Annotated in this window: 18 protein-coding genes; 7 read left to right on the top strand and 11 right to left on the bottom strand. The window is 66.4% G+C overall.

Annotated features, from left to right (window positions below; all coding sequences use genetic code 11):
* Positions 1 to 78: 78 nt before the first annotated feature.
* Complete coding sequence (locus WS49_RS23115; RefSeq protein WP_059533630.1) at positions 79 to 1,437, top strand: NAD(P)/FAD-dependent oxidoreductase; 1,359 nt, start codon at positions 79 to 81, stop codon at positions 1,435 to 1,437.
* A gap of 324 nt (positions 1,438 to 1,761) precedes the next feature.
* Positions 1,762 to 2,196, top strand: a complete 435-nt coding sequence (locus WS49_RS23110) for a phosphatase (protein WP_059533628.1) — start codon at positions 1,762 to 1,764, stop codon at positions 2,194 to 2,196.
* 160 nt (positions 2,197 to 2,356) lie between these two features.
* Here the strand turns inward: WS49_RS23110 and WS49_RS23105 are convergent, their stop codons facing one another.
* Positions 2,357 to 2,608 (bottom strand): energy transducer TonB family protein, encoded by a 252-nt coding sequence (locus WS49_RS23105; protein ID WP_059447486.1) that lies wholly within the window; start codon positions 2,606 to 2,608, stop codon positions 2,357 to 2,359.
* Positions 2,609 to 2,649: 41 nt separating this feature from the next.
* Positions 2,650 to 2,931, bottom strand: a complete 282-nt coding sequence (locus WS49_RS23100; protein WP_059533626.1) for a hypothetical protein — start codon at positions 2,929 to 2,931, stop codon at positions 2,650 to 2,652.
* Between the two features lie 371 nt (positions 2,932 to 3,302).
* Between WS49_RS23100 and WS49_RS23095 the strand changes: the two genes are divergently transcribed.
* The 4 genes from WS49_RS23095 (at position 3,303) to WS49_RS23080 (ending at position 9,447) form a co-directional block, all read left to right on the top strand.
* Positions 3,303 to 3,614 (top strand): hypothetical protein, encoded by a 312-nt coding sequence (locus tag WS49_RS23095; RefSeq protein ID WP_059533625.1) that lies wholly within the window; start codon positions 3,303 to 3,305, stop codon positions 3,612 to 3,614.
* Positions 3,615 to 3,967: 353 nt separating this feature from the next.
* Positions 3,968 to 5,614 (top strand): EAL domain-containing protein, encoded by a 1,647-nt coding sequence (locus WS49_RS23090; RefSeq protein WP_059533623.1) that lies wholly within the window; start codon positions 3,968 to 3,970, stop codon positions 5,612 to 5,614.
* Positions 5,615 to 5,830: 216 nt separating this feature from the next.
* A complete protein-coding gene (locus tag WS49_RS23085) occupies positions 5,831 to 8,197 on the top strand; it encodes a DNA polymerase II (protein WP_059533621.1) in 2,367 nt (788 codons plus the stop codon).
* Between the two features lie 116 nt (positions 8,198 to 8,313).
* Positions 8,314 to 9,447 carry a J domain-containing protein gene (locus WS49_RS23080; protein ID WP_059533619.1) on the top strand — a complete coding sequence of 378 codons (1,134 nt, stop codon included), beginning with the start codon at positions 8,314 to 8,316 and terminating at the stop codon, positions 9,445 to 9,447.
* Between the two features lie 30 nt (positions 9,448 to 9,477).
* Here WS49_RS23080 and WS49_RS23075 read toward each other — a convergent pair whose 3' ends face one another.
* From WS49_RS23075 to WS49_RS23050, 6 genes are all read right to left on the bottom strand, one after another.
* Positions 9,478 to 10,383, bottom strand: a complete 906-nt coding sequence (locus WS49_RS23075) for a LysR family transcriptional regulator (protein WP_059533617.1) — start codon at positions 10,381 to 10,383, stop codon at positions 9,478 to 9,480.
* Between the two features lie 79 nt (positions 10,384 to 10,462).
* Positions 10,463 to 11,707 (bottom strand): acyl-CoA dehydrogenase family protein, encoded by a 1,245-nt coding sequence (locus tag WS49_RS23070; protein WP_059533615.1) that lies wholly within the window; start codon positions 11,705 to 11,707, stop codon positions 10,463 to 10,465.
* Positions 11,708 to 11,746: 39 nt separating this feature from the next.
* Entirely contained in the window at positions 11,747 to 12,505 is a 759-nt protein-coding gene (locus WS49_RS23065; protein ID WP_059533613.1) for an SDR family NAD(P)-dependent oxidoreductase, read from the bottom strand.
* Positions 12,506 to 12,512: 7 nt separating this feature from the next.
* Positions 12,513 to 13,277 (bottom strand): SDR family oxidoreductase, encoded by a 765-nt coding sequence (locus WS49_RS23060; RefSeq protein WP_059533797.1) that lies wholly within the window; start codon positions 13,275 to 13,277, stop codon positions 12,513 to 12,515.
* Between the two features lie 48 nt (positions 13,278 to 13,325).
* Positions 13,326 to 14,357, bottom strand: coding sequence for a phosphotransferase (locus tag WS49_RS23055; protein WP_059533611.1), 1,032 nt, complete (start codon positions 14,355 to 14,357; stop codon positions 13,326 to 13,328).
* 22 nt (positions 14,358 to 14,379) lie between these two features.
* The gene (locus tag WS49_RS23050) at positions 14,380 to 15,054 is read right to left on the bottom strand and encodes a histidine phosphatase family protein (protein ID WP_059533609.1); all 675 of its coding nucleotides are present in this window, start codon (positions 15,052 to 15,054) and stop codon (positions 14,380 to 14,382) included.
* A 212-nt stretch (positions 15,055 to 15,266) separates the two neighbouring features.
* Here WS49_RS23050 and WS49_RS23045 point away from each other — a divergent pair, with 212 nt between their 5' ends.
* Positions 15,267 to 15,422 (top strand): DUF3309 family protein, encoded by a 156-nt coding sequence (locus WS49_RS23045; protein ID WP_082721856.1) that lies wholly within the window; start codon positions 15,267 to 15,269, stop codon positions 15,420 to 15,422.
* A gap of 370 nt (positions 15,423 to 15,792) precedes the next feature.
* Here WS49_RS23045 and WS49_RS23040 read toward each other — a convergent pair whose 3' ends face one another.
* From WS49_RS23040 to WS49_RS23030, 3 genes are all read right to left on the bottom strand, one after another.
* On the bottom strand, positions 15,793 to 18,678 hold the full coding sequence (locus WS49_RS23040; RefSeq protein ID WP_059533605.1) for a bifunctional YncE family protein/alkaline phosphatase family protein: 2,886 nt from the start codon (positions 18,676 to 18,678) through the stop codon (positions 15,793 to 15,795).
* A 269-nt stretch (positions 18,679 to 18,947) separates the two neighbouring features.
* The gene (locus WS49_RS23035; protein ID WP_059533603.1) at positions 18,948 to 20,882 is read right to left on the bottom strand and encodes a hypothetical protein; all 1,935 of its coding nucleotides are present in this window, start codon (positions 20,880 to 20,882) and stop codon (positions 18,948 to 18,950) included.
* 458 nt (positions 20,883 to 21,340) lie between these two features.
* Positions 21,341 to 22,639: a dicarboxylate/amino acid:cation symporter gene (locus WS49_RS23030; RefSeq protein ID WP_059533601.1), complete on the bottom strand. Its 1,299-nt coding sequence runs from the start codon at positions 22,637 to 22,639 to the stop codon at positions 21,341 to 21,343.
* Positions 22,640 to 22,681 lie beyond the last annotated feature (42 nt).

The raw sequence follows: 22,681 nt of genomic DNA, 5'->3' as shown, positions 1-22,681 counted from the left end.
ATTGTTCGCGTAGGTTCAAAACTATATCGTCGGTTCTTGAGCAATGTCATCCGAATCGTCATCAGCGGGAGCCACAACATGGACCACATCACGCCTACCCTTGCAACGGATCGCGCACCGCGCGTGCCGCGCATCGTGATCGTCGGCGGCGGCGCCGGCGGCCTGCAGCTCGCCACGCGTCTCGGCGACACGATCGGCCGCCGCGGGCAAGCCGACGTCGTGCTCGTCGACCGCTACCCGACGCACTTCTGGAAGCCGCTGCTGCACGAAGCCGCATCCGGCCATCGCGATCCGGCCTCGCACACGATCGAATACGCGGCGCAGGCGAAGCGCCACGGCTTCCGCTTCGTGCGGGGCGCGTTGCAGCAGGTCGACCGCGCGGCACGCACGGCGACGATCGCGCCGGTGCAGGACGCGGACGGCACGGAGGTCCTGCCGCAACGCGAGCTCGGCTACGACGATCTGGTGCTGGCCGTCGGCAGCGTGACGAACTTCTTCAACGTGCCGGGCGCCGCGCGGCACGCGCTACCGCTCGAAAATCTCGACCAGGCCGAGGATTTCCGCCGCAAGTTCCTGGCCGCCTGCACGAAGGCGAACCACCTGGCCGAGCAGCAGCCGGCGCACCGCGCGGCACCGATCTGCATCAACGTGATCGGCGCGGGCGCGACGGGTGTCGAACTGGCCGCGGCGCTGCGCCACGCGATCCAGCAGCTGACGACGTATCGCTTCAAGGCACTGGTGTCCGCGCGCGACGTGCATATCCGGCTGATCGAAGGCGGCCCGCGCATCCTGCCGGCGCTCGACGCAAGGCTGTCGGCCAGGATGCACGCGCAATTGCGCACGCTGAACGTCGACGTGCTGACGGATACACGCGTCGCGGAAGTGGGCGCGGACGCGGTCATGACCGCGACCGGCGAGCGGCTTGCGAGCGACATCACGATCTGGGCGGCCGGCGTCGCGGGCCCCGCGATCCTGCGGGAACTGGGCGACATCGCGCTCAACCGGTCGAACCAGGTGATCGTGACCGACACGCTGCAGACGCCCGACGATCCGCACGTGTATGCATTCGGCGACTGCGCTGCATGCCCGTCGGCCGATGCGAGCGGTTTCCTGCCGCCGCGCGCGCAGGTCGCGCACCAGCAGGCCGTGTATCTCGGCGATGCGCTCGCACGGCGCCTCGCCGGCAAGCCGGTGTCGGGCTTCACGTTCCGCGATGCGGGCACCGTCGTGTCGCTCGGCCAAGCGGGCGCCGTGTATCAGGCCGACCTCGGCGTGCGTTCGCGCTCGCTGATCGTCGACGGGCTCGCCGCGATCGGGCTGTACAAGTTCCTGTACCGCAAGCATCTGTTCAGCGTGTACGGACTGAAGCGCGCGCTGTTCCAGTCGCTGAGCCACTGGCTGCAAAGCCGCAACCAGCCGTCGATCAAGCTGCACTGATCGCCGACCGCCACGCGGCATCGCAACACGGCGTATCGGGCGCATCTCGCCCGATACGCCGTTTTTTCATCTGCACACATCGGGTGCATTCATTTCGTGCGCGCCTTTGGTGCATCACGTCTAAGCGCGTCGATTCGATGCAGATCATCCGGAAAACACGCCCTCACATGCATCCCGCGCCAGCGCTGGCTCATCGCCCCATTCATTAGTCGAATCGTATGAGTCGGATATAAATATTAATTGGTCGCATATTCCGGATCGACGCTAATGTGTGCGGCATTCCCGTCCGCGAACGGATCGTCACGTCTCAGGAGAGGAATCACCGTGGTCATCGAAGCCATCGTCACCCGTCTCGACGCCGCATTCGCTCAGATCGAAGCGACACCGGATTCCCACGAATCGCGCAACCAGCGCGATGCGATCATCCAGTGGCTCGACAGCGCGTCGGAGCAAGGATATCGACTCGGTCTCGTCACGACGCTGCCTGCCGCCCGGCTCAGCGACATGTTCGAAGGCCAGTTCGGCCGCGCGAACCTCGACCGCTTCTCGGTCGTCGTGACCGACGCTCATCAGAAGGACTCCGTAGCAAATCAGCATCCATTCGACGTCGCGCTGCAGGCGCTGGGCGTGCCGCCCGAGCGCGCGGTGGCCGTCGCGAGCAGCGAACCGGAACGCCGCGAAGCCGAGACGTTCGGCCTGTCGCGTTGCGTGCGCATCACCGACACGATGCGCTCGATCGCATCGGCAGGCCTGCACTGACCTGAGCACCTGCATACGCGCATCGGAACGGCTCGCGGGTCATCGTGAAGATGCTGCACAACGCACGCGAGTCGGATTTTCAGGCAGCGTGCGACTGAGCGAAGCCACGTCTACGATTGCAGGAAATTGAAGTGCTGCTACGGCTATCCGTGACGCGTCGTCAGTCCACCGGGTAATCGAGATCGTGCCAGCGCTTCGCCGATTTCCCGCCCGAGCCGAGGTGACCGCCGGGGAAGCGCATCACCGCAATCGCGTGAAGCGCCTTCTCGTCGAGCGCGGCGTCGCCGCAACTGCGCCTGACCTTGAGATCGCGGACACGCCCGTGCTCGTCGAGCCAGACACGCACGATCACGCGCCTTCTCGACGTGCCGTTCTGCACGCCGCGTGACAGCAGGCGGTCCATCAGCGACATGAGATTCTCCGTGAAGGTCGAATGCGTTGGTTATCGCGGCGTCAATGCTGGACGGCCGCGGTTTTGTGCGCCGTTCGCACGGCCTTCGGCTTCGCGACGACGGGCGCCTTCGGATCGATGCCGACCGCATGCTCGACCTTGCGGGTCTTCGCAGGCGCCGCGTGCGCCTTCGACACGGGTTTCGCGTCGGCGTGCGCCGCGGCCGGCGCATTCGACCGCGAAGAGCCGGTTTGCCGCCCCGGCTTCACGGCCGTCACACCGCTCGCCGCCACGGGCGAATGCTTGATCTGATGTGCGTATTCCTTGACGTCGTGGTCGCTCATCCACGATTCCGTATAGGCCGCCGACGCGGGCTGCGACAGGTTGAGATACGCGACCGATGCGACGAGAAAGGCACGAATTTGCGTGCGACGATTGAATGCGGTAATGACGAATGCTCCTTGCGAACTGGCTCGACGCCCGGTATCGGCGCCGTCGTGGCGGCACGATAAATGAGCGCATTCGGCATCGCAAGCGTCTGATGGGTGATCCAAACGATTCTTGACGTTTGAACGATCGATCCGGTGCGCGAGACCGCTCACGCAGCGCGTTCGAACGCGTCGGACATGCCCATGTCGTCGCGCCTGCGGGGCCTCGGCGGCTTGCCGAACTTGGGCCCGCCGGCGGTGTCGAACGTGCATCGCCGGAGAATCACATGAAACGCGCCGCCACTTTCGCCATCCTGATCCTGCTTGCCGCCGTCGGCTTGCCGGCGGTCGCCGGCACCGCGACGGACAACGCCGCCGCGCCGGTTGCGCAGCAAGCGAGAAACTGCGTGCCGTCCTCGACGTCCGCCGGCACCGCGCCCGGCTCCCGCGCGGCACCAAAGGCGCCGCCGATCCGCATCTGCGTCGGCGATTCCGATACGCAGCTGAACCTGCCGTGGTTCCTGACCGACGTCCTTACCGCCGTGGACACGCATCAATCGCCTCGCGACCTGCTCCACAAGATGCGCAACGACTTCTGAAGCACGGCCGCCGGAAATGACGCGCGGCGCAAATATTTCTCGCCAAGCATCAATCTCGATATTTATCTACATTTTAGGTAGCAATATTTCGTAATAAGGTGGGACACGCCTTATACTTGCCGCGCACCATCCTCGTGCCAAGAGACGGTGACTTCTGTCCCGGCTGCATACCGATGCGGCCGGGTTTTTTTTGGGCGTGCGATACCGATATACATGCGTTGTCGATGTATGTTACGAGAAAGCGCCTCGAATCCTGTGCTCGCCGCGCTGTCGCTTCGTGCGTTTCGCGAGCGTAGAATCGATTTGCGTCCCGATATGGGCGCGAGCCGCCGTGCCCCGGCCAGGCACGGCGAATGCCTCGCGCCAAGCCATCGACCGGTTCGACCTGCATTCACATGCGCACAACAACAAGTACGACCCGAGGACCCGCCGCGCTCGCACCGCGCCCGAAGCCCGCGTTCCAGCGCAGCGGCGCGTGGCCGCATGTCGTCTTTCCCGGCGCCCTGATCGTCTGCATTCTCGTGTTCATGCTGGCGCTCGTCGTTGCAGGGCGCCTCGCGCGCGACTCGATTGCACGGCACGAACGCGACGTCGCGAACGACATCGTGATATCGGTCGACCGCATCCTCGACGGGATTCGCTCGCGGCACCCGAATGAGTTGAACGCGCTGGTCGGGCGGCCCTGCACGACGATCTTCAGGACGCTCGCCGAAGTGGGCACTCACCTGCGCTATCTTCGGGCCGTCGGGCTGGCGAACGGCGGTCGCGTCACGTGCTCGTCGGCGCTGGGCGCGATCGACGTCCCGCTCGACGCGTACATTCACGCGCCCGCGCCGGGGATGACGGCCATCACGCTGCTCCGGCAGACGCCGTTTCAGCAGAACGTTCCGGTGCTGGCGGCGTTTCGCGCGACCGCGCCCGACTCCGGCGTCCTTTATGTGGTCGAGGGCGACTATGTGGCGGACATGCTCGCGCACGGGACCCGCTTCGGGGCGGAAACGGCCACGCTGTCGATCGAGGGCGCGGGCAGCATCGATCAGCATGGCGCGTTCGTGCCGTCATTCGGCGCGGCGCCGGCCACCGGCAGCAAGATCGCGTCGAACGCCTGGCCGTTCACGGTCTCCGTCACCTCGGCGGAACCCTACGTTTCGCAGGTGCAGCGGCGCTACCGCCTCATCTGCCTGACGATCGCGCTGCTGGTCAACGGCCTCGTCGCGGCCGCGTACCTGCTCGCAATAGCGCCGCGCCGGCTGTTGCTGAAGGCCGTTCGCAATGCGCTGAAGCGCAACGAATTTCATGTCGTCTACCAGCCGATCGTCGACGTCGAAACGCGACGGACCGTCGGCGTCGAGGCGCTGCTGCGCTGGCACCATCCGAAATGGGGGGCCATCAGTCCGGCCGTGTTCGTGCCGCAGGTCGAGTCGAGTGCGGTCCTGCCGAAGGTGACCGAGTTCGTGCTTCGGACGGCCGTATCGGAGCTGACCGCACTCGCGCCGTCGATGCCGCTGCGCATCGCGATCAACGTCGCGCCGAAGGATCTCGAACGCGCCCGCTTCGTGTCCGTCGTCGAAGACACGATCGGCCGGCTTCCACCGGGTTGCACGCTGGTGCTCGAAGTGACCGAGCGCATCCTGCTCGAGAAGAATCCGCGCACCACCGAGATGTTCGCCACGCTGCGCGCGAAAGGCGCGAAGTTCGCGATCGACGACTTCGGCACGCATCACAGCAACCTCGACATGCTGTCGCGCTTTCCGTTCGACTACGTGAAGATCGATCGACAGTTCATCTCGCAGCTCACGACGGGCAACGCGAAACTGATCGAAGGAATCGCGGCGGTCGCCCACCACTACGGCCTTAAGATCATTGCCGAGGGCGTGGAAACGGAAGAGCAGCATCGCGCGCTGCATTCGGTCGGGATTCAGTACGCGCAGGGCTATCTCTATCAGCGGCCACGGCGAGCGGAACACCTGAAGCGGAATTTCGCGCCGATGCCGGCTTGAATGCCGCCGCGGCGCGGCACGCTCGGCAGACGAATACGTGACGCACACGCGTCGTCCGGTCTGCACGCGACGCCGACGGCTGCACGCGGTCGATGCGCTGCGTGGCGGATCGCGCGGCGGCTTCCTGCCACCTGATGCCATCGACGCGCCCTTCGGCGGGAACCGCGCGAGAGGCGCTAAAATCCGCCGCCTGGGCATCCACGACGAGCAAGCGTTTTGACGGCGTTCGAGCAGGGTTTCATCCTCACCCGCCACTGGCGGGACACCGCATCCGGCATCGAGATCGAGTTCTGGCTGGCAACCGAACACGGACCGCGCCGCGTGCGGCTGCGCCCGCAGGAAGCCGTCGCGTTCGTGCCGGCCGAGCAGCAGGCGCTCGCCGAACGCACGCTCGCCGGCGAACGCGATGCCGAACTGCGCCCGCTCGCGCTGCGCGACTTCCGGCAGCGCGCGGTGGCCGGCCTCTACTGCCGTCGCTACCGCCACCTGTCCGGCCTCCAGAAACGCCTCGCCGCGGCCGGCGTCGACGTCTACGAAGCCGACGTGCAGCCGCCCGATCGCTACGCGATGGAGCGCTTCATCACCGCACCCGTGCTGTTTCGCGGCACGGCCGGCCGCGACGGCACGCTGACCGACGCCGAACTGAAACCCGCGACCGACTATCGGCCGGCACTGCGCTGCGTGTCGCTCGACATCGAGACGAGCGTCCACGGCGAGTTGTATTCGATCGCGCTCGAAGGCTGCGGACAGCGACAGGTCTACATGCTCGGCCCGCCGAACGGCGACGCGCCGGCCATCGACTTCCGCCTCGACTACTGCGACAGCCGGGCCGAGATCCTCACACGCCTCAACGACTGGTTCGATGAACACGATCCCGATGCGGTGATCGGCTGGAACCTCGTGCAGTTCGACCTGCGCATCCTCCATGCGCATTCGGAGCAATACGGCGTGCCGCTGAAGCTCGGCCGCGGCGGCAGCGTGCTCGAGTGGCGCGCGCACGGCCAGCAGCCCGACCATTTCTTCGCGGGCGCGGCCGGCCGCCTGATCCTCGACGGCATCGACATGCTGAAATCGGCGACGTGGACGTTCCCGTCGTTCAGCCTCGAATACGTGTCGCAGTCGCTGCTCGGCGAAGGCAAGTCGATCGACAACCCGTATCAGCGGATGGACGAGATCCAGCGCCGCTTCGATCACGACAAACCCGCGCTCGCGCGCTACAACCTGAAGGACTGCGAACTCGTCACGCGCATCTTCGACAAGGCCGACCTGCTGTCCTTCGCGCTCGAACGCGCGACCGTCACGGGCCTCGCGGCCGATCGCACCGGCGGCTCGGTCGCCGCGTTCACGCACCTGTACCTGCCGCGCATGCACCGGCTCGGCTACGTCGCGCCGAACCTCGGCGACGTGACGGGCCAGAACAGCCCCGGCGGCTTCGTGATGGATTCGCGGCCCGGGCTGTACGACTCGGTGCTCGTATTCGATTACAAGAGCCTTTATCCGTCGATCATCCGCACGTTCCTGATCGACCCGGTCGGGTTGATCGAGGGGCTCGCGCATCCGGGCGACGACACGTCGGTGCCGGGCTTTCTCGGCGCGCGCTTCTCGCGCACCGCGCATTGCCTGCCCGACATCGTGCGGCGCGTGTCGGAAGGCCGCGACGAAGCGAAACGCCAGCGCAACGCGCCGCTGTCGCAGGCGCTGAAGATCATCATGAATTCGTTCTACGGCGTGCTCGGTTCGACCGGCTGCCGGTTCTTCGATCCGCGCCTCGCGTCGTCGATCACGATGCGCGGCCACGAGATCATGCATCGCACGCGCGAGCTGATCGAGGCGCAGGGCTACGAAGTCATCTACGGCGATACCGATTCGACCTTCGTCTGGCTCGGGCGCGAGCACGACGACGACGCGGCCGCCGCCAAGGGCCGCGCGCTCGTCGACCACGTGAACCGCTGGTGGCAGGCGCACCTGCGCGATCGCTTCGGGCTGGAAAGCGCGCTCGAACTGCAGTACGAGCGGCATTACCGGCGCTTCCTGATGCCGACCGTGCGTGGCGCGGAAGAAGGCAGCAAGAAGCGCTATGCGGGCCTCGCGCTCGCGGCGAACGGCGGCGAGGACCTCGTGTTCAAGGGGCTCGAAACGGTGCGCACCGACTGGACGCCGCTCGCGCAGGCATTCCAGCGCGAACTGTACCGGCGCGTGTTCAAGCGCGAGCCGTACCAGGATTTCATTCGCGACTACGTGCGCCGCACGCTGGCCGGCGAATACGACGCGCAACTCATCTACCGCAAGCGCGTGCGCCGGCCGTTGAGCGAATACCAGCGCAACGTGCCGCCGCACGTGCGCGCCGCGCGGATCGCCGACGAATTCAACCAGGCGCGCGGCCGGCCGCTGCAATACCAGCGCGGCGGCTGGATCAGCTACGTGATGACGACGGCCGGCCCGGAGCCGCTCGAGACGATGCGCTCGCCGATCGACTACGCGTTCTACGTGAGCCGTCAGTTGCAGCCGGTCGCCGATGCGATCCTGCCGTTCCTGCGCGACGATTTCGAACGCGTGATCTCGGGGCAGGGGCAGTTGTTCTGAGCTTGCCGCGCGGCGTGCACGGCTCCCCGAGCCGTCCGTCCCGCCGCCTGCCACGGAGATGCCGGCTAAAATACCGGCCTGCCGCGCCCCCTTGCCGCGGCCGGAGGAGATTCATCATGACCGCACGTCGCGGTGCCGCGGTCGCCATCGCGCCCGGTCACGAGACAGCCAGCCTGTCGAAAGCCCAGCAAACCTTCAATACGCTCGTCGAGCACATCGAAAAGCGGCGCGAGCGGCTCGGCGCGTGGGAAGCCGTGATGCCGGCGTTCCAGAAGAAGTTCGTCGACGGGCTGTTGCCGCTCGAACAGGAAGCGACGGCGCTGCGGATCCGGCTGATTCATCTGCTCGACGACACGTTCCTGCGAAAAGGCTTGAGCAAGGCCGAGCAGCGCACGCTGTCCGACCTGATCGCCGACATGGCGCGCGACCTGCTGAACGTCAGCGACGACGCAGCGTTGAAGGTCATTTTCAACCGGCACGCCGAATCGGCGCGCGTCGGCAACGTGGCGGCCGAGCCCGAGGCGACGGAACGGGAACCGGAACGGGAGCCCCAACCGCAATCGCAACCGGCCGAGGATCTCGACTCACTGTCGCCCGACGAACTCGCCGAACGGATGCAGGCCGAACTCGACGCACAGTTCGAGCGCGACATGGCCGCTCACGCGGCCCGCGAGGCCCAGCGCGCAAAACGCAAGAAATCGCCGAAGCAGTCGGCCGCGCAGGCCAGGATCGAGGCCGAGCAGGCCGAATCGAGCAAATCGATCCGCGAGATCTATCGCAAGCTCGCGAGCGCGCTGCATCCCGATCGCGAAACCGATCCGCAGGAACAGCAACGCAAGACCGCGCTGATGCAGCGAGTCAACCGCGCTTACGAGAAGGGCAACCTGCTGCAGCTGCTGGAACTGCAGCTGGAGATCGAGCAGATCGATCGGCGCACGATCGACGGCCTCGGCGAAGCGCGGCTCGCGCGCTACAACGGCATCCTCGAGGAACAACTGCGCGAACTCGATCAGGAGATCCGGCACGTCGAGAACGATTTTCGGCGGAGCTACGGCATCGCGTCGTCCACCAAGGTCGCGCCCGATACGGTCCTGCGCATGCTCGCGCGCGACATCGCCGGCATGCAGCGCAGCAACCAGGACCTGACCGTCGCGCTGCGCGAATTCGAGGATCCGGATCAGGTCAGGGCCTGGGTGAAGGACATGAAGCGCCGGCCCGCATCGTCGCGCTTCGACGACGATTCGTATTGAGCCGGCACGCGCGGGCGCACGCCGCGCCCTTCACTGCGGCTCGCCCATCCCGCCCATCAGCATCATCAACTGCTCACGCAGCCACCGACTGCCCTGATCCTGATCGGCGCTGCGATGCCAGTAGCAGAAGTATTCGAGCGCCGGCATCTCGAACGGCAGTTCGAGAATCCGCGCCGGGTAACGCTTCAGCAGCCTGAGCGGCGCCGTCAGCGCGAGATCGCCGCGCATCGCGATCAGCGGCGCGACCATGTAGTGCTGCACGCGCATCTGGATATTGCGGCGCAGCCCGAGGCGCGTCAGCTCCGCGTCGACGTGCCCGCTGCCCTTGCGGCGGCTCGACACGTGGATGTGCCCCATCGACAGGTAGTCGTCCATGGTCAGCGTGTCGCCCTTGAACGGGTGATCGTCGCGGATCATGCACGCGTAGCGGTCGCGCACGAGCAGCGCCTGGTGCAGGTGCGGATCGCCGATCAGCGGCGCGTCGATCGCGATGTCGACGGAGCCGTTCGCGAGCGCGGTCGCCACTTCGCGGCGATCCATCGTGTAGCTGCGCACGTGCATGCCGGGCGCATGCGTCTGCAGCAGTTCACCGAGCGCGGGCAGCAGCAGCGCCTCGGTCAAGTCGCTCATGCTGAGCCGGAACACGCGCTCCGACGAAGCGGGATCGAACACGTCGCCTTCGTGCGCGCTCGAATCGAGCAGTTGCAGCGCCTCGCGCACGCGGCCGACGATGTTCTCGGCCATCGGCGTCGGCATCATCCCGGCCGGCGTGCTGACGAACAGCGGGTCGTTCAGCGTCTTGCGCAGCCGCGCCAGCGCGTTGCTGACGGCCGGCTGCGTGAGGTTCAGCACCTCGGCCGCGCGCGTCAGGTTGCGCTTGTTGTAGATCGCCTCGAATACGACGAACAGGTTCAGATCAATCTTCGAAAGGCGCATCGCCGGATCTCCTTGCCGGCATCTTAATACGGCATGCGTCTCCCGCTCCGCCACGTCGCCTCCCCGCGCGGCGCGCGGCTCAACCGCGCGGCGGCCGCGTCAGGTACGGCTCGGTCGAACCGCGCACGGCGTCCTTGATTTCCATGCGCGCGATCGCCTGCAGATGCACCTCGTCCGGGCCGTCCGCGAAGCGCAGCGCGCGGCCCCAGGTCCACAGGTCGGCGAGCGGCGTATCGGGGCTCAGGCCCATCGCGCCGAACACCTGCATCGCGCGGTCGCACACGTCCGTGTAGACGGTCGGCACGAGCGCCTTGATCATCGAGATTTCCTTGCGCGCCGCCTTCGCGCCGACCTTGTCGATCATCCATGCGGCCTTCAGCACCAGCAGGCGCGCCTGATCGATCTCGATGCGCGAGCGCGCGATCCATTCGCCGATCGTGCCGTGCCGGTTCAGCGGCTTGCCGAACGCCTCGCGCGACTGCGCGCGGTCGATCATCAGTTCCAGCGCGAGTTCGGCCGCGCCGATCGAACGCATGCAGTGGTGAATCCGGCCCGGCCCGAGGCGCGCCTGTGCGAGCGCGAAGCCGCTGCCTTCGTCGCCGAGCAGGTTGCGCGCCGGCACGCGCACGTTGTCGAACGTGATCTCGCAGTGCCCTTCGGGCGCGTAATGATTGACCACCGTGATGTTGCGCACGACCGTCACGCCCGGCGTGTCGCGCGGCACGAGGATCATGCTCTGCTGCCGGTGCGATTCCGCGTCGGGATCGGTCTTGCCCATCACGATGAAGATCCTGCAATTCGGATGCGCGGCGTTCGTGATGAACCACTTGCGGCCGTTGATCACGTATTCGTCGCCCACGCGCTCGATGCGCGTCGTGATGTTGGTCGCATCCGACGACGCGACGTCGGGCTCCGTCATCGCGAACGCCGAACGGATCTCGCCGCGCAAGAGCGGCAGCAGCCACTGTTCGCGCTGCTCGGGCGTCGCGAACATGTGCAGCAGCTCCATGTTGCCGGTGTCCGGCGCGTTGCAGTTGAACACCTCCGACGCCCAGCCCACGCGCCCCATGATCTCGGCGAGCGGCGCGTATTCGAGATTCGTCAGCCCGGTGCCCGGCTCGTCGTCCTTCAGGTGCGGCAGGAACAGGTTCCACAGCCCTTCGGCCTTCGCGCGCGCCTTCAGCGCCTCCATGAACGACACGGGATACTGCCCCGCATGCACTTCCTCGTTCCACTGCCGGATGCGCGGCACGATGTGCGCGTCCATGAACGCGCGCACGCGCTCGCGCAGTTCTTCCACTTTCGGGGTGTAGCCAAAGTCCATGATCGACTCCTCGAGATTTTCGTGTTCCGTTCGTTCGGTTCAGAAGGCCGACACACCGCCGTCGATGGCGACGGCCTGCCCGGTCAGATAGGTGTTTTCCTTCGCGCACAGCGTGAGCATCGTCGCGACGATTTCCTCGGGGCGGCCGAGCCGTTTCATCGGCGAGCCCTGTGCGAGAAAATCCTGGCGATCGCCGATGTCGCTGTCGGTGACCATCGGCGTCGTGCTGTAGAACGGGCACACCGCGTTCACGCGAATGCCGTGCCGCGCGTATTCGAGCGCGGCCGTCTTCGTGAGCCCGACCACGGCGTGCTTCGACGCCGCGTACGCGGCCAGCTTCGGTGCGCCGCCGAGCCCGGCCATCGACGCGACGTTCAGGATCACGCCTTCGCGCTGCGCGAGCATCTGGCGAATCTGGTGCTTCATTCCGAAGAACACGCCCTTCGCGTTCACCGCGAAGCTCAGGTCGAGATCGGCTTCCTCGGTCTCGATCAGCGCCTTCAGCGGCGGGGCGATGCCCGCGTTGTTGATGCCGACGTCGAGCCGCCCGAAGCGCGCGACCGCCGCCTGCACCAGCGCCGCGACCTCCGCTTCGATGCGCACGTCGCAGCGCTGCGCGATCACGTCGGCGCCGGCCGCGCGCAGCGGCGCGGCCACGCGTTCGAGCGCGGCCTCGTTCAGGTCGCCGAGCGCGAGCCGCGCGCCCATCGCGGCCAGCTCGCTCGCGAGCAGCGCGCCGAAGCCGCTCGCGGCGCCAGTGATCATCACGGCCTGCCCGGCGTAGCTGTCGAGTTTCATCGCGCGCTCAGATCGTCAGGCCGCCGTCGACGACGATGCACTCGCCGTTCGTGTAGCTCGCCGCGTCCGACACGAGATACAGCACCGTGCCGGCCATCTCGCGCGGCTCCGCGTGACGGCGCAGCGGAATCTTCGCCATCCAGGTTTCGTAGATGTCCTTGTCGGCGAACAGCGCGCCCGCGAACTTCGTCTTCGTGAGACCCGGCAGCAGCGCGTTCACGCGGATGCCGAACGGCCCGCATTCCTTCGCGAACGCCTTCGTCATGTTGACGACCGCGGCCTTCGTGATCGAGTAGATGCCCTGACGGTCGCCCGGCTGCAGCGCGTTCACCGACGCGGTGTTGACGATCGCGCCGCCGCCCTGCGCCTTCATCATCTTGCCGGCCTCGACCGACATGAAGAAGTAGCCGCGGATGTTCACGTCGACGGTCTTTTCATACGCGGCGAGATCCGTATCGAGGATGTGCCCGAAATACGGATTCGCGGCCGCGTTGTTCACGAGGATGTCGAGCCGGCCGTGCTTGCCGCGGATCGTCTCGAAGGTCGCGGCGATGTCCTCCAGCCGCCCGACGTGGCACGCCAGCGCTTCCGCGCGACCGCCCGCCGCGACGATCGCGTCCGCGACCGCCTGGCAATCGCCGAGCTTGCGGCTCGACACGATCACGTGCGCGCCCTGCGCCGCGAGCAGCTTCGCGATTTCCTCGCCGATGCCGCGGCTCGCGCCCGTCACCAGCGCGATCTTGCCCGTCAGGTCGAACAGATTCGTTGCCATGTTGCTGTGCTCCTCCATTGATGTTTTTCGTGCCGCCGCGTGGCGATGTCAGCGATGCGCACCGATCACGTCGACCGCCATTTCGGCCAGCCGGCCGGCCATCGCGCCCACGCGCAGCGCCTGCTCGCTCGACGCGTTGCCCTGCAACGCGCGTGCCTTCACGCCCTGCGCGATCGCCGCGAGCCGGAAGAAACTGAACGCGAGATAGAAATGCCAGTCGCGGATCGGCGCGATCCCGCGCAGTTCGCAGTAGCGCGCGACGAGCGCCGCTTCGTCGGGAATGCCGAGTTCGGCACGATCCTGGCCCGCGAGCCCGCGCACCTGACCGCCCGACGGCAGGCGCAGGCACATGCAGAAATACGCGAGATCGGCGAGCGGGTTGCCGAGCGTCGACAGTTCCCAGTCGAGCACGGCCTGCGCGCGATACTCGTCGCGCGCGAACATCAGGTTGTCGATCCGGAAATCGCCGTGCACCAGCGCGGGCCGGCCGGTGTCCTCGGGGCAGGCTTTCGGCAGCCAGTCGATCAGCGTCTCCATCGCGTCGAGGCGCTCCGTTTCCGCCGCGCGATACTGCTTCGTCCACACGCCGATCTGTCGCTCGAAGTAGTTGCCGGGGCGGCCGTAGTCGGCGAGGCCCACCGCGTCGACGTCCACGTCGTGCAGCGCGGCCAGCGTGCGCAGCAGCGCGTCGTAGCAGATCGCGCGATCGGCCTTCGGCAACTCCGGCAGCGCCGGATCCCAGAAGATCCGGCCGTCCTCGAAGCTCATTACGTAGAACAGGCTGCCGATCACGTCGCGGTCTTCGCAGAGGTGATACGGGTGCGCGACCGGCACCGCGGTGCCCGACAGCGCGCTCAGCACGCGGAATTCTCGATCGACCGCATGCGCGGATTTCAGCAGCTCGCCGGGCGGCTGGCGGCGCAGCACGTAGCGGCCGCTCTTCGCGTGCAGCAGGAAGGTCGGGTTCGACTGGCCGCCGGCAAACTTCTCCATGTCGAGCGGGCCTTCGAATCCCGGCACGTGCGCTTCCAGATAGCGCGTGAGGCGAGCTACGTCGAGGGGCTGGGAAGGGTTCGTCATCGTCGCGATCGTTCGTGGGGGGTCAGCCGTAGGTTCGCCACGCATGTCGTTCGGAATCCTCTAAATGTGGAATGCCGTTGAACGACGCCAGGTGGAACGCTTCGGCGTTGAAGAAAAACTGCGAAAGACTGCTGTTGCGGATCTGCAGGTTCAGCGCGATCGCGCTCGACGCCGGTGCGGCGAGCACCTGCTGCACGGTCACCGCGATCGGGCCGCCGGAACTCACCGCGAGCACGCGCTGGCTGCCGCCCTGGCGGATCGCGGCGCGGGCGTCGGCGACGCGTTGCTGGAAATGCGCCCAGGTTTCGGGCGCGGTGTCGCCGAGCTTGTCGTCGGCCCACAGGTGCAGCACCTGCCGCAGCGCGCGAAAGTATTCCTTCATCGAGCCGGCCGCGAGCCGCGCGATCTCCGGATAGTCGTTCGCCGCTGCCGCGAACAGCCCGTGGAAGTCGTATTCGTTCAGGCCGGGATGGCGGTCGACCTGCGCGCCTTCGCCGCCCATCCCGCGCAGGATCGCATCGACCGTCTGCGCATGCCGGTTCATCGTGCCGCAGATCACGCGGTCGAACGTCAGGCCCTGCCGCGCGAAGTACTCGCCAAGCCAGACGCCCTGCTGGTCGCCGGCCGCGGACAGCCGGTCGTAATCGTCCGTGCCGAACGACGCCTGCCCGTGCCGCACCAGAAAAAGTTCAGCCATTGCATGCCCGCCTGAGGGGGAAACCGATGGATCAGCATAGCGACCGGGTTTGCATTTTTGAAATTTATTTTCTGAATCGGACGGTATTCATCGCATGAATTCACGGTATTCGAACGGTGCGCTGTCGCCTGCTCGCGCCGACGGCCGTGCCTGGCGGCACGGGAATTGCGCCCGCAGGCACCGTTATGTCGAACACGTTCAGGAGGGGTGCGATGCTCGGTACAATCCTTATCATCGTTCTGATTCTGCTGTTGATCGGAGCATTTCCTGCATGGCCGCACAGTCGAAGCTGGGGTTACTGGCCATCGAGCTCCCTCGGGCTGATCGTCGTCATCGTCGTGATACTGGTGCTGCTGGGCCACATTTGAGTGTGATGGCGCGTGCCGGTTGAACGGGCACGCGTCGTTCGATCGCGCCGCCGTGGCTTCTTTACAAAAGCCGGCGATGAATGCCAACCCGGCATCGGCGGCCACGCAACCGGCCGACAGTCGACGGCGAACTCCTTCACCGCATGTTGCGCACGCAGCGGCCTGCGCATTGTGCATGCGGCCTCCGCTTGCGCGGCTGTCCGCGTCTCGCGCCGCGCACCTGCGGCCCGCGCCGCCATCGACCGACACATTTTGTGCATCGCACGACGGATCCTGAGCAAAAAGTATCGATCCGGCTTTTCTTTTGATGGTGTAAAAAAACGGGCCCTCCCGACTGGAGGGCCCGCATCCATACCGAGCGGCAGTACGATCAGTCGTCGTCGCGGCTCGCCACCTTCTGCGTCACGCCCCTGAGCTTCGGATACGGCTGCGCGCCCATCATCCCTTTCCACAGCACGCGGTTGAACTGATCGGCCGGCACCTCGTCGGCATCGTCGAAGTCGAACTTCGCCGTGACCTTCGCCCAGTACGCCGCATCATGCTTCGGCGTGACGTCCGGCCCCGCCGCGTATTGCAGCGCGTTCTCGCCCGCCCCTTCGGCCAGCCGCAACCCGGTGCCCTTCAGCGCCGTCGACGCGACGGCCGTGTAAGTCCACGACGCGGGGCCGTGCACGTCGAACACGTCGGTCATCGGCCGCTGGTACGCGGTGTTCAGGTTCATGTGCTGCGTGCCGAGCACGTCCTCGATGGTGCGCAGCGCATTGACCTGGCTGTAGCGCGTCCGGATCACCGCACCCTGCTTCACGTACGGCCCGACGATATACGCGGGCCCGCGATGCGAATCCACGTGGTCGGGGCCGTCCTGCACGTCGTCCTCGGTCACGACGATCAGCGTGTCGTTCGCATACGGACTCTTCGCGACGGCCTCGACCAGCCGGCCAACCGCCAGATCGTTGTCCGCCTGCTGCGTCTCCGGCGTGTTCACGCCGGCGAACGCCGTGCCGAACGCCCCCATGTGATCGTGCGACAGGCGCACCAGCGACAGCGTCGGCAGGTTGCCGCTCGCGACGTACTGGTCGAACTCGCGTTTCCACTCGTTGAGGCGCCATTGGTCCGGATACGTCTGGTCGAAACCGCGGAAATACACGTCGGTCATCGACGCCAGCCGCGGGTCGAGCGCGGCGACCTGAACGACGCCGGCCGCGCGCGGATCGACGATCGGGTTCGCCGCCGTGCCGATGCTGCCGATGTTGTTCACGAGGAAGCCGTAGTTGCGGACGGTGCCGCCGCCGGCGAGCACCGCGTCGAAGATGTAGCCGCGCTGGCGGCCGAACGGCGCATCGGACGACGCATGGTTGCCGGTGCCGGGCAGCAGGTTCGCCGCGCCGCCCGGCAGGCTGGCGGCCGCGTTGCTGTAGTTCGTGGTGCCGGCCGGCCCGGCCGCCGCATCGCGTTGCTGCACCGACTCCCAGTTGACCGGCACGTTGCGGTTCGTGCCCTCGCTCTCGTACGACAGGCCGCGATTGACCGCCGCGTAGTTGATCTGCTGGGTGATCGTCTCCGTGTTGGTGACGCGCCCCTGCAGCGCCCACGACCAGCCGTCCATGCTGCCGTCGCCCGGGTTCATGAAGTTGTCGAGCGTCACGAACTGGCTCGCCAGACGATGGAAGTTCGGCGTGATGTTGCGGCCGAACTGAGCCAGCTTCGGATCGCCGTTGGCGCCGTTGCCGATGTCGCCGAGCACCTGGTCGAACGTGCGGTTTTCCTTGACGACGTAGATCACGTGCTTGATGTGACGGCGCAGAAAGCCCATCACTTCGTTGTCCCTGTCGTTGTCGTCCGGGCGATAGAAGTTGTTGCGCGCGGCCTGCTGCGTCAGCGTTGGCAGCTCGTTGACGGCCGGCACCGGCGCGCTCACGAGCGACGCGCGCTCGAGCTGGAACTGGTATTCGTTCGATGCGCGCGACGCGGCGGCCTCCGCGGGGGTCGCGCCGAACAGGTGGCCGGGGTTCGGGCCGGTCGTGCTCTTGCCGTTCACCACGTACATCCACGTGCCGTCGACGCTGAACGTCACGTCGTGCGGCTCGAACGCGGTCGGAATCAGGCCGGTGACGCGATACGCGCGCTCGCCGACGAGCGGGATGACGGCGATTTCGTTCGCGCCGGCGTTGGTCGCATAAAGCGTGCGGCCATCGCGCGACAGCGTGACCGCATACGTCGCCGCGCCCGTATGCGCCTGGCCATGCGCGAGCACGCCCGCCGGCGCGCGCGCGTCGATCCGGGCCACGATCGCGTTGGCGTTCGTGTCGATCACCGCGACCTGGTCGGCATTGTCCTGCGCGACGAACAGCCGCGATTGCGACGCGTCGAGCGTCATGCCGAGCGCGTTGCCGTCCAGCTTGATGCGCTTGATCAGCCGGCCGCGAGACGGCGACGACACGTCGATCGCGACGATCTCGCGATCGCGATCCGACGACACGTACGCGATGCCGTTGCCCTTCATCACGACCGCGAACGGGAACGTGCCGCCGGCGTCGCCGCTGCGACCTTCGTTGCCGGAGAAGAACGGACGCAGGTCGTGCTCGTAACGCACGTCGTTGGTCGCGGTGTCGATCACGCTGATCGAATCGTTGTAGTTGTTCGCGACGACGAGCGTCTTGCCGTCGGCCGACAACGCGAGCCCGGCCGCGTTCGGCTGCACGCGGATGCCGACGCCCTTGCCCGCGTGGCCGAGCGCGATCGTCGTCGACAGCGCCCACGCGCCGCCCTGCTGCGCATAGACGTAGACCGCATCGTCGCTGCCGCCGGTCGCATAGAGCTTGCTGCCGTCATGCGAAAACGCCAGGCCGACGAACGCATTGGTCTGCTGAAGCACCTGCCTGAGCATCGGGCGCGTCTTGTTCGCGCCGGCGACGTCGTACAGGAAGATGAATTGCGTCGAGGCCGCGGTGTCGACCGAACCGTCCGGTTTGTACAGCGAGTTCTGGCCGGCGGTGATGATCGCCAGCGTCTTGCCGTCCGGGCTCAATTGCGAGCGCACGGCTTCCCCCGCGACGAAATGCGGATAGGCCGGCAACCCCGGATTCAGGAATTGCTGGACCGCGCCGCGCACGGCGAGCGGCGTGACGAACTGACCGCTCGGCACGCGGGTGGCCTCGGCGGCGTTGAAACCTTCCGCATGCGCGTGCGACGCAAGCAGCACGGCCGACATGACGGCTCCGAGTCGGAGCGCGCGCTTGACCTGGCTATTTCTCATAGGAATCCTCTATACCTGTGGGGGCGATTACCGTCTGACGTGTCCGGCATGATCCTGGCCTCGTCTGCCCGTGCCGCGCGGTGGCGAGGGCCGGTGCCAATCGATCGAGTGCGTTGCGTCGGCGATCGCCGACGTGCCGGCATTACATCGCCGCCCAATGTCAAGCGGATGACCGGCTCCGTTGCGGGCCGGCTTATTACACATGGTTACAGCGAAGGCGTTTCGATGACAGCCATCGCGGTGTCATCGTCACGTTCGATGCGTCGCCGTCACGGCGTCCACCGATAAACGGTGATGCTGTTTCCCTTCACGTTGTTCTTCGTCACCACGTATTCGCCGTTCGAGCGGCGGTACGCGCGCACGCTGTACATCGCGTCGATCGCGCTGCTGGTATCCACGGTCGCGGGGCTCGCGTTGACGAGCGTCGTGTCGAGATTGCCGGTGTCGAGGTTGAACGCGTCGATGTTCGGCCACAGCGGCCCGCTGCTGCTGAACCAGTAGCCGACGAACAGGTGGTTGCCGGCCGCGTCGATCGACTTCGCGCCGCTGTGCGGCAGCGTGATCACCGGATTCGGCTTCGTCGTGTTGCCGGCGCTCCAGCCGTGATACACCTCGATGCGCGTGCCAATCGACGTCCAGTCGGTACTGCCGACCACACCCTGCGCGAGCACCATCGTGTCGCTGTCGGCGAGATAGACGATGCGCGTCAGCGGCTGGATGCTGGCCGGCACCGGCGTCGGCACGCCCGGCCCCCACGAAGGCTTGCCGCTCGCGTCGAAACCGGTCAGCGGATAGTGATAAATGGCGCCGGTCTTGTCGAGGCCGGCCCAGACGCCGCCCTTGCCGTCGAGGCTGAAGCCGGCCGACACGCGCCGGGTCGTGTTGAACGCGGGCCCGGGGATCGACCCGTCGGGAATCGCGACGTAGCCATTGGCCGCGTTGAAGTGGAAGAAGTAGTAAACCGGCGGATTCTGCCCCGCCGCGACGAGTATCCGGTTCGCGCCGACCGACGTCAGCAGCCCGAAATGCTCGTCGCGCTGCGTGTCGCTCAGGTTGATGCGCGGGTCCGACGGATACGCGAACGGATCGACGGTGTTCGCGACGAAGGTGCCGCCAGCGGTGCCGCCGTAGACGTGGGTGCCGCTGTAGAACAGCGCGCCGTCGGTGACCGGATCCGGTGCGGCGATGCCTTCGAAGTTGAGCGACTGCAGCGTCCACCGCAGGCTGCCGGCGCTGCTGTACGCGTGAATGTCGGTCGCGCCGTTGCGGCCGAGGTCCCAGCTGCCGCCCCACGGGTTGTTGAGCACGTAGAGGTTGCCGGCCGTGTCCTTGCCGATGCCGGCGATGCGGGTGAAGCGCTTCGCGCCGACCTGCCCCTTGATGCCCGTCGTCGTGTCGAGATAGCCGCCGGGCACGCCGAACGTGCCGGCCAGCGCGGGCCGGCCCGAGACGGCATAGCGCTTGATGTTCATGTCGGGCCCTTCGTCGCCGACCATCAGCTGCCCCGCCGCCGCGTCGAAATAGAGCGCCGACGGCTGCGACCCGGCGGCCAGCCGGATCGTGTTCAGCGGCGCGCCGGCCGGACTGAATTCGACGATCGAACCCGCGCTCTTCTGCGCGACCCAGATGTTCCCCGCACCGTCGACCGCGAGCGCGCCGGGTGCCGACACGCCGATGTCGCGCTGCCACACGCCGTCGGTCGTGAACACGCGCACGCGATTGCCGTAGAAATCGCTCGCATAGAGCAGCGAGCCGGCCGTGGCGAGCCCGGTGACGACGTCGATACGCGGCTGGTTGGTCGCCGCGGTGACCTGAATCAGCTTGTCGCGGAACCGCGTGGCGCGGTTGTAGCGCCCGACCGCGCCGCTGCCGTATCCGTTGCCGGGCTGCAGCGCGACGAACAGCGACGTCGCATTGCCCGTGATCGCGCTGCCCTGGAATTCCGAGTGCGAGCCGATCGAGCCGGCGCTCTTGCCGTTCTGGTAGATCGCGACGCCGCCCTCGTCCTCGTCCCACATCGACGCCGTGTAGATCACGCCTTCCGGCGCGACCCACATCGCGCGCGCGACGTTGCCGACGTGCGCGGCGAGCGTGCCATAGGTATTCGCGATCCAGTCGGTGGTATTCGCCGCGTTTCCGGCCGGCGCGATCGCGGCGATCGCGGCGGCGAGCAACACGGCCTGAATCGGTTTTCTGGCAACCATGGCTGATGCTCTCCTGAATGGTGGAGTCATTCACATGAAGGGCAGCCGGATGGTTTTAAAATCGGCAATGCGTAAATACTTCCGCTAAATCACCCGGTGCAGTCGGTATTACATCGCGCGTGCATTCGATAATCGGCAACGCCGAGAATAGCGTCATATAAATCGAAAAAAATTGCGGGCTGCTTGCGCAGGCTGGGCACGCGACTGCGCGAGAGTGAACGATCACTTGCGCGTTCGCGTATGCTATCGGGGCCGTGCAGCTTTCGATGGCGGGAATATCGCCGCGGTGTTGAATGCGGCGAATCGGAAATGGCGGAAGGTTTTTCGGCGAATCGGGAAAATCGCCGGATGCGGGTAAAGACGGGTAAAGGAATGACCGCTCGCGGTTATCGCGCCGGCCCGAATCCATGTGGAATCCGGACCGACGCATTTCATTTACAGCAGGGAAATCACGCGGACTACGCCGTCTCCCGTACCTTCACCTGCTTGATCTCGCCGCCGCCGTCCGAATCCGCGTCGTCGCGCGATTCGCCGAGCTGGCCTTCCCACTTCGCGACCACCGCGGCCGCGATCGAATTGCCGACGGCGTTGGTCGCCGAGCGGCCCATGTCGAGGAACATGTCGACGCCCATGATCAACAGCAGCCCGGCTTCCGGCAGATGGAACTGGTTGAGCGTCGCCGCGATCACGACGAGCGACGCGCGCGGCACGCCCGCCATCCCCTTCGACGTCACCATCAGCATCAGCAGCATCGTGATCTGCGTGGCGAGCGGCAGGTCGATCCCGTACACCTGCGAGATGAACAGCACCGCGAACGTGCAGTACATCATCGAGCCGTCGAGGTTGAACGAGTAACCGATCGGCAGCACGAAGCTCGAAATCTTGCGATTCACGCCGAACCGGTCGAGCGCGTCGAGCAGCTTCGGATACGCGGCTTCGGAACTCGCCGTCGCGAACGACAGCAGGAACGGCTCGCGAATCAGGCGGATCAGCGTGAACGCGCGCTTGCCGAGGAACGCCACGCCGGCGAGCGTCAGCACGCCCCACAGCAGCGCGAGCGCCAGGTAGAAGCTCGCCATGAACTTCGCGAACGTGAGCAGGATGCCGAGCCCTTCCGTCGTGATCGTCGACGCCAGCGCGGCAAACACGGCGACCGGCGCGAACCACATCACCGCGCCCGTCACCTTCAGCATGACCTGGGCGAGGTCGTCGATCACGCCGGTCAGGCGCTTGCCGGCGTCGCCGAGCGCGGACAGCGCGGTGCCGAAGAAGATCGAGAACACGACAATCTGCAGGATCTCGTTGTTCGCCATCGCCTCGGCGATCGATTTCGGCACCAGGTGGACGATGAAGTCCTTCAGCGTGAATGCGCCCGTCTTCAGGTTCAGCGCCGCGTCGGCGGCAGGCAACGGCAGGCTCAGGTGGCTGCCCGGCTTCAGGATCGTCGCGGTCACGAGGCCGAGCAGCAGCGACGTGAACGACGCGATGATGAACCAGCCGAACGCCTTCACGCCCACGCGACCGACCGAGCCGCTGTCGCCCATCTGCGCGATGCCGACCGTCAGCGTCGCGAACACCAGCGGCGCGATGATCATCTTGATCAGCCGCAGGAACACGTCGGACAGCAGCGACACGTAGCCGGCGACTTCCTTGGCCATTTTCGGGTCGGGAAACGCGCTATGACAGGCGTAGCCCACGGCAATGCCAAGCACCATCGCGATGACGATGTACTTGGTGATGTTGTGCTTCTTCTTCATTAGCAATCCAAATTACAGAACTTGTGTTTCCAACGGCAGGGA

Origin of the sequence: Burkholderia sp. RF7-non_BP4 (assembly GCF_001521935.1) — a bacterium.
Taxonomy (GTDB): domain Bacteria; phylum Pseudomonadota; class Gammaproteobacteria; order Burkholderiales; family Burkholderiaceae; genus Burkholderia; species Burkholderia diffusa.
Note: the sequence above shows the minus strand (reverse complement) of the source record. Positions and strands in the feature narration are given on the sequence as shown.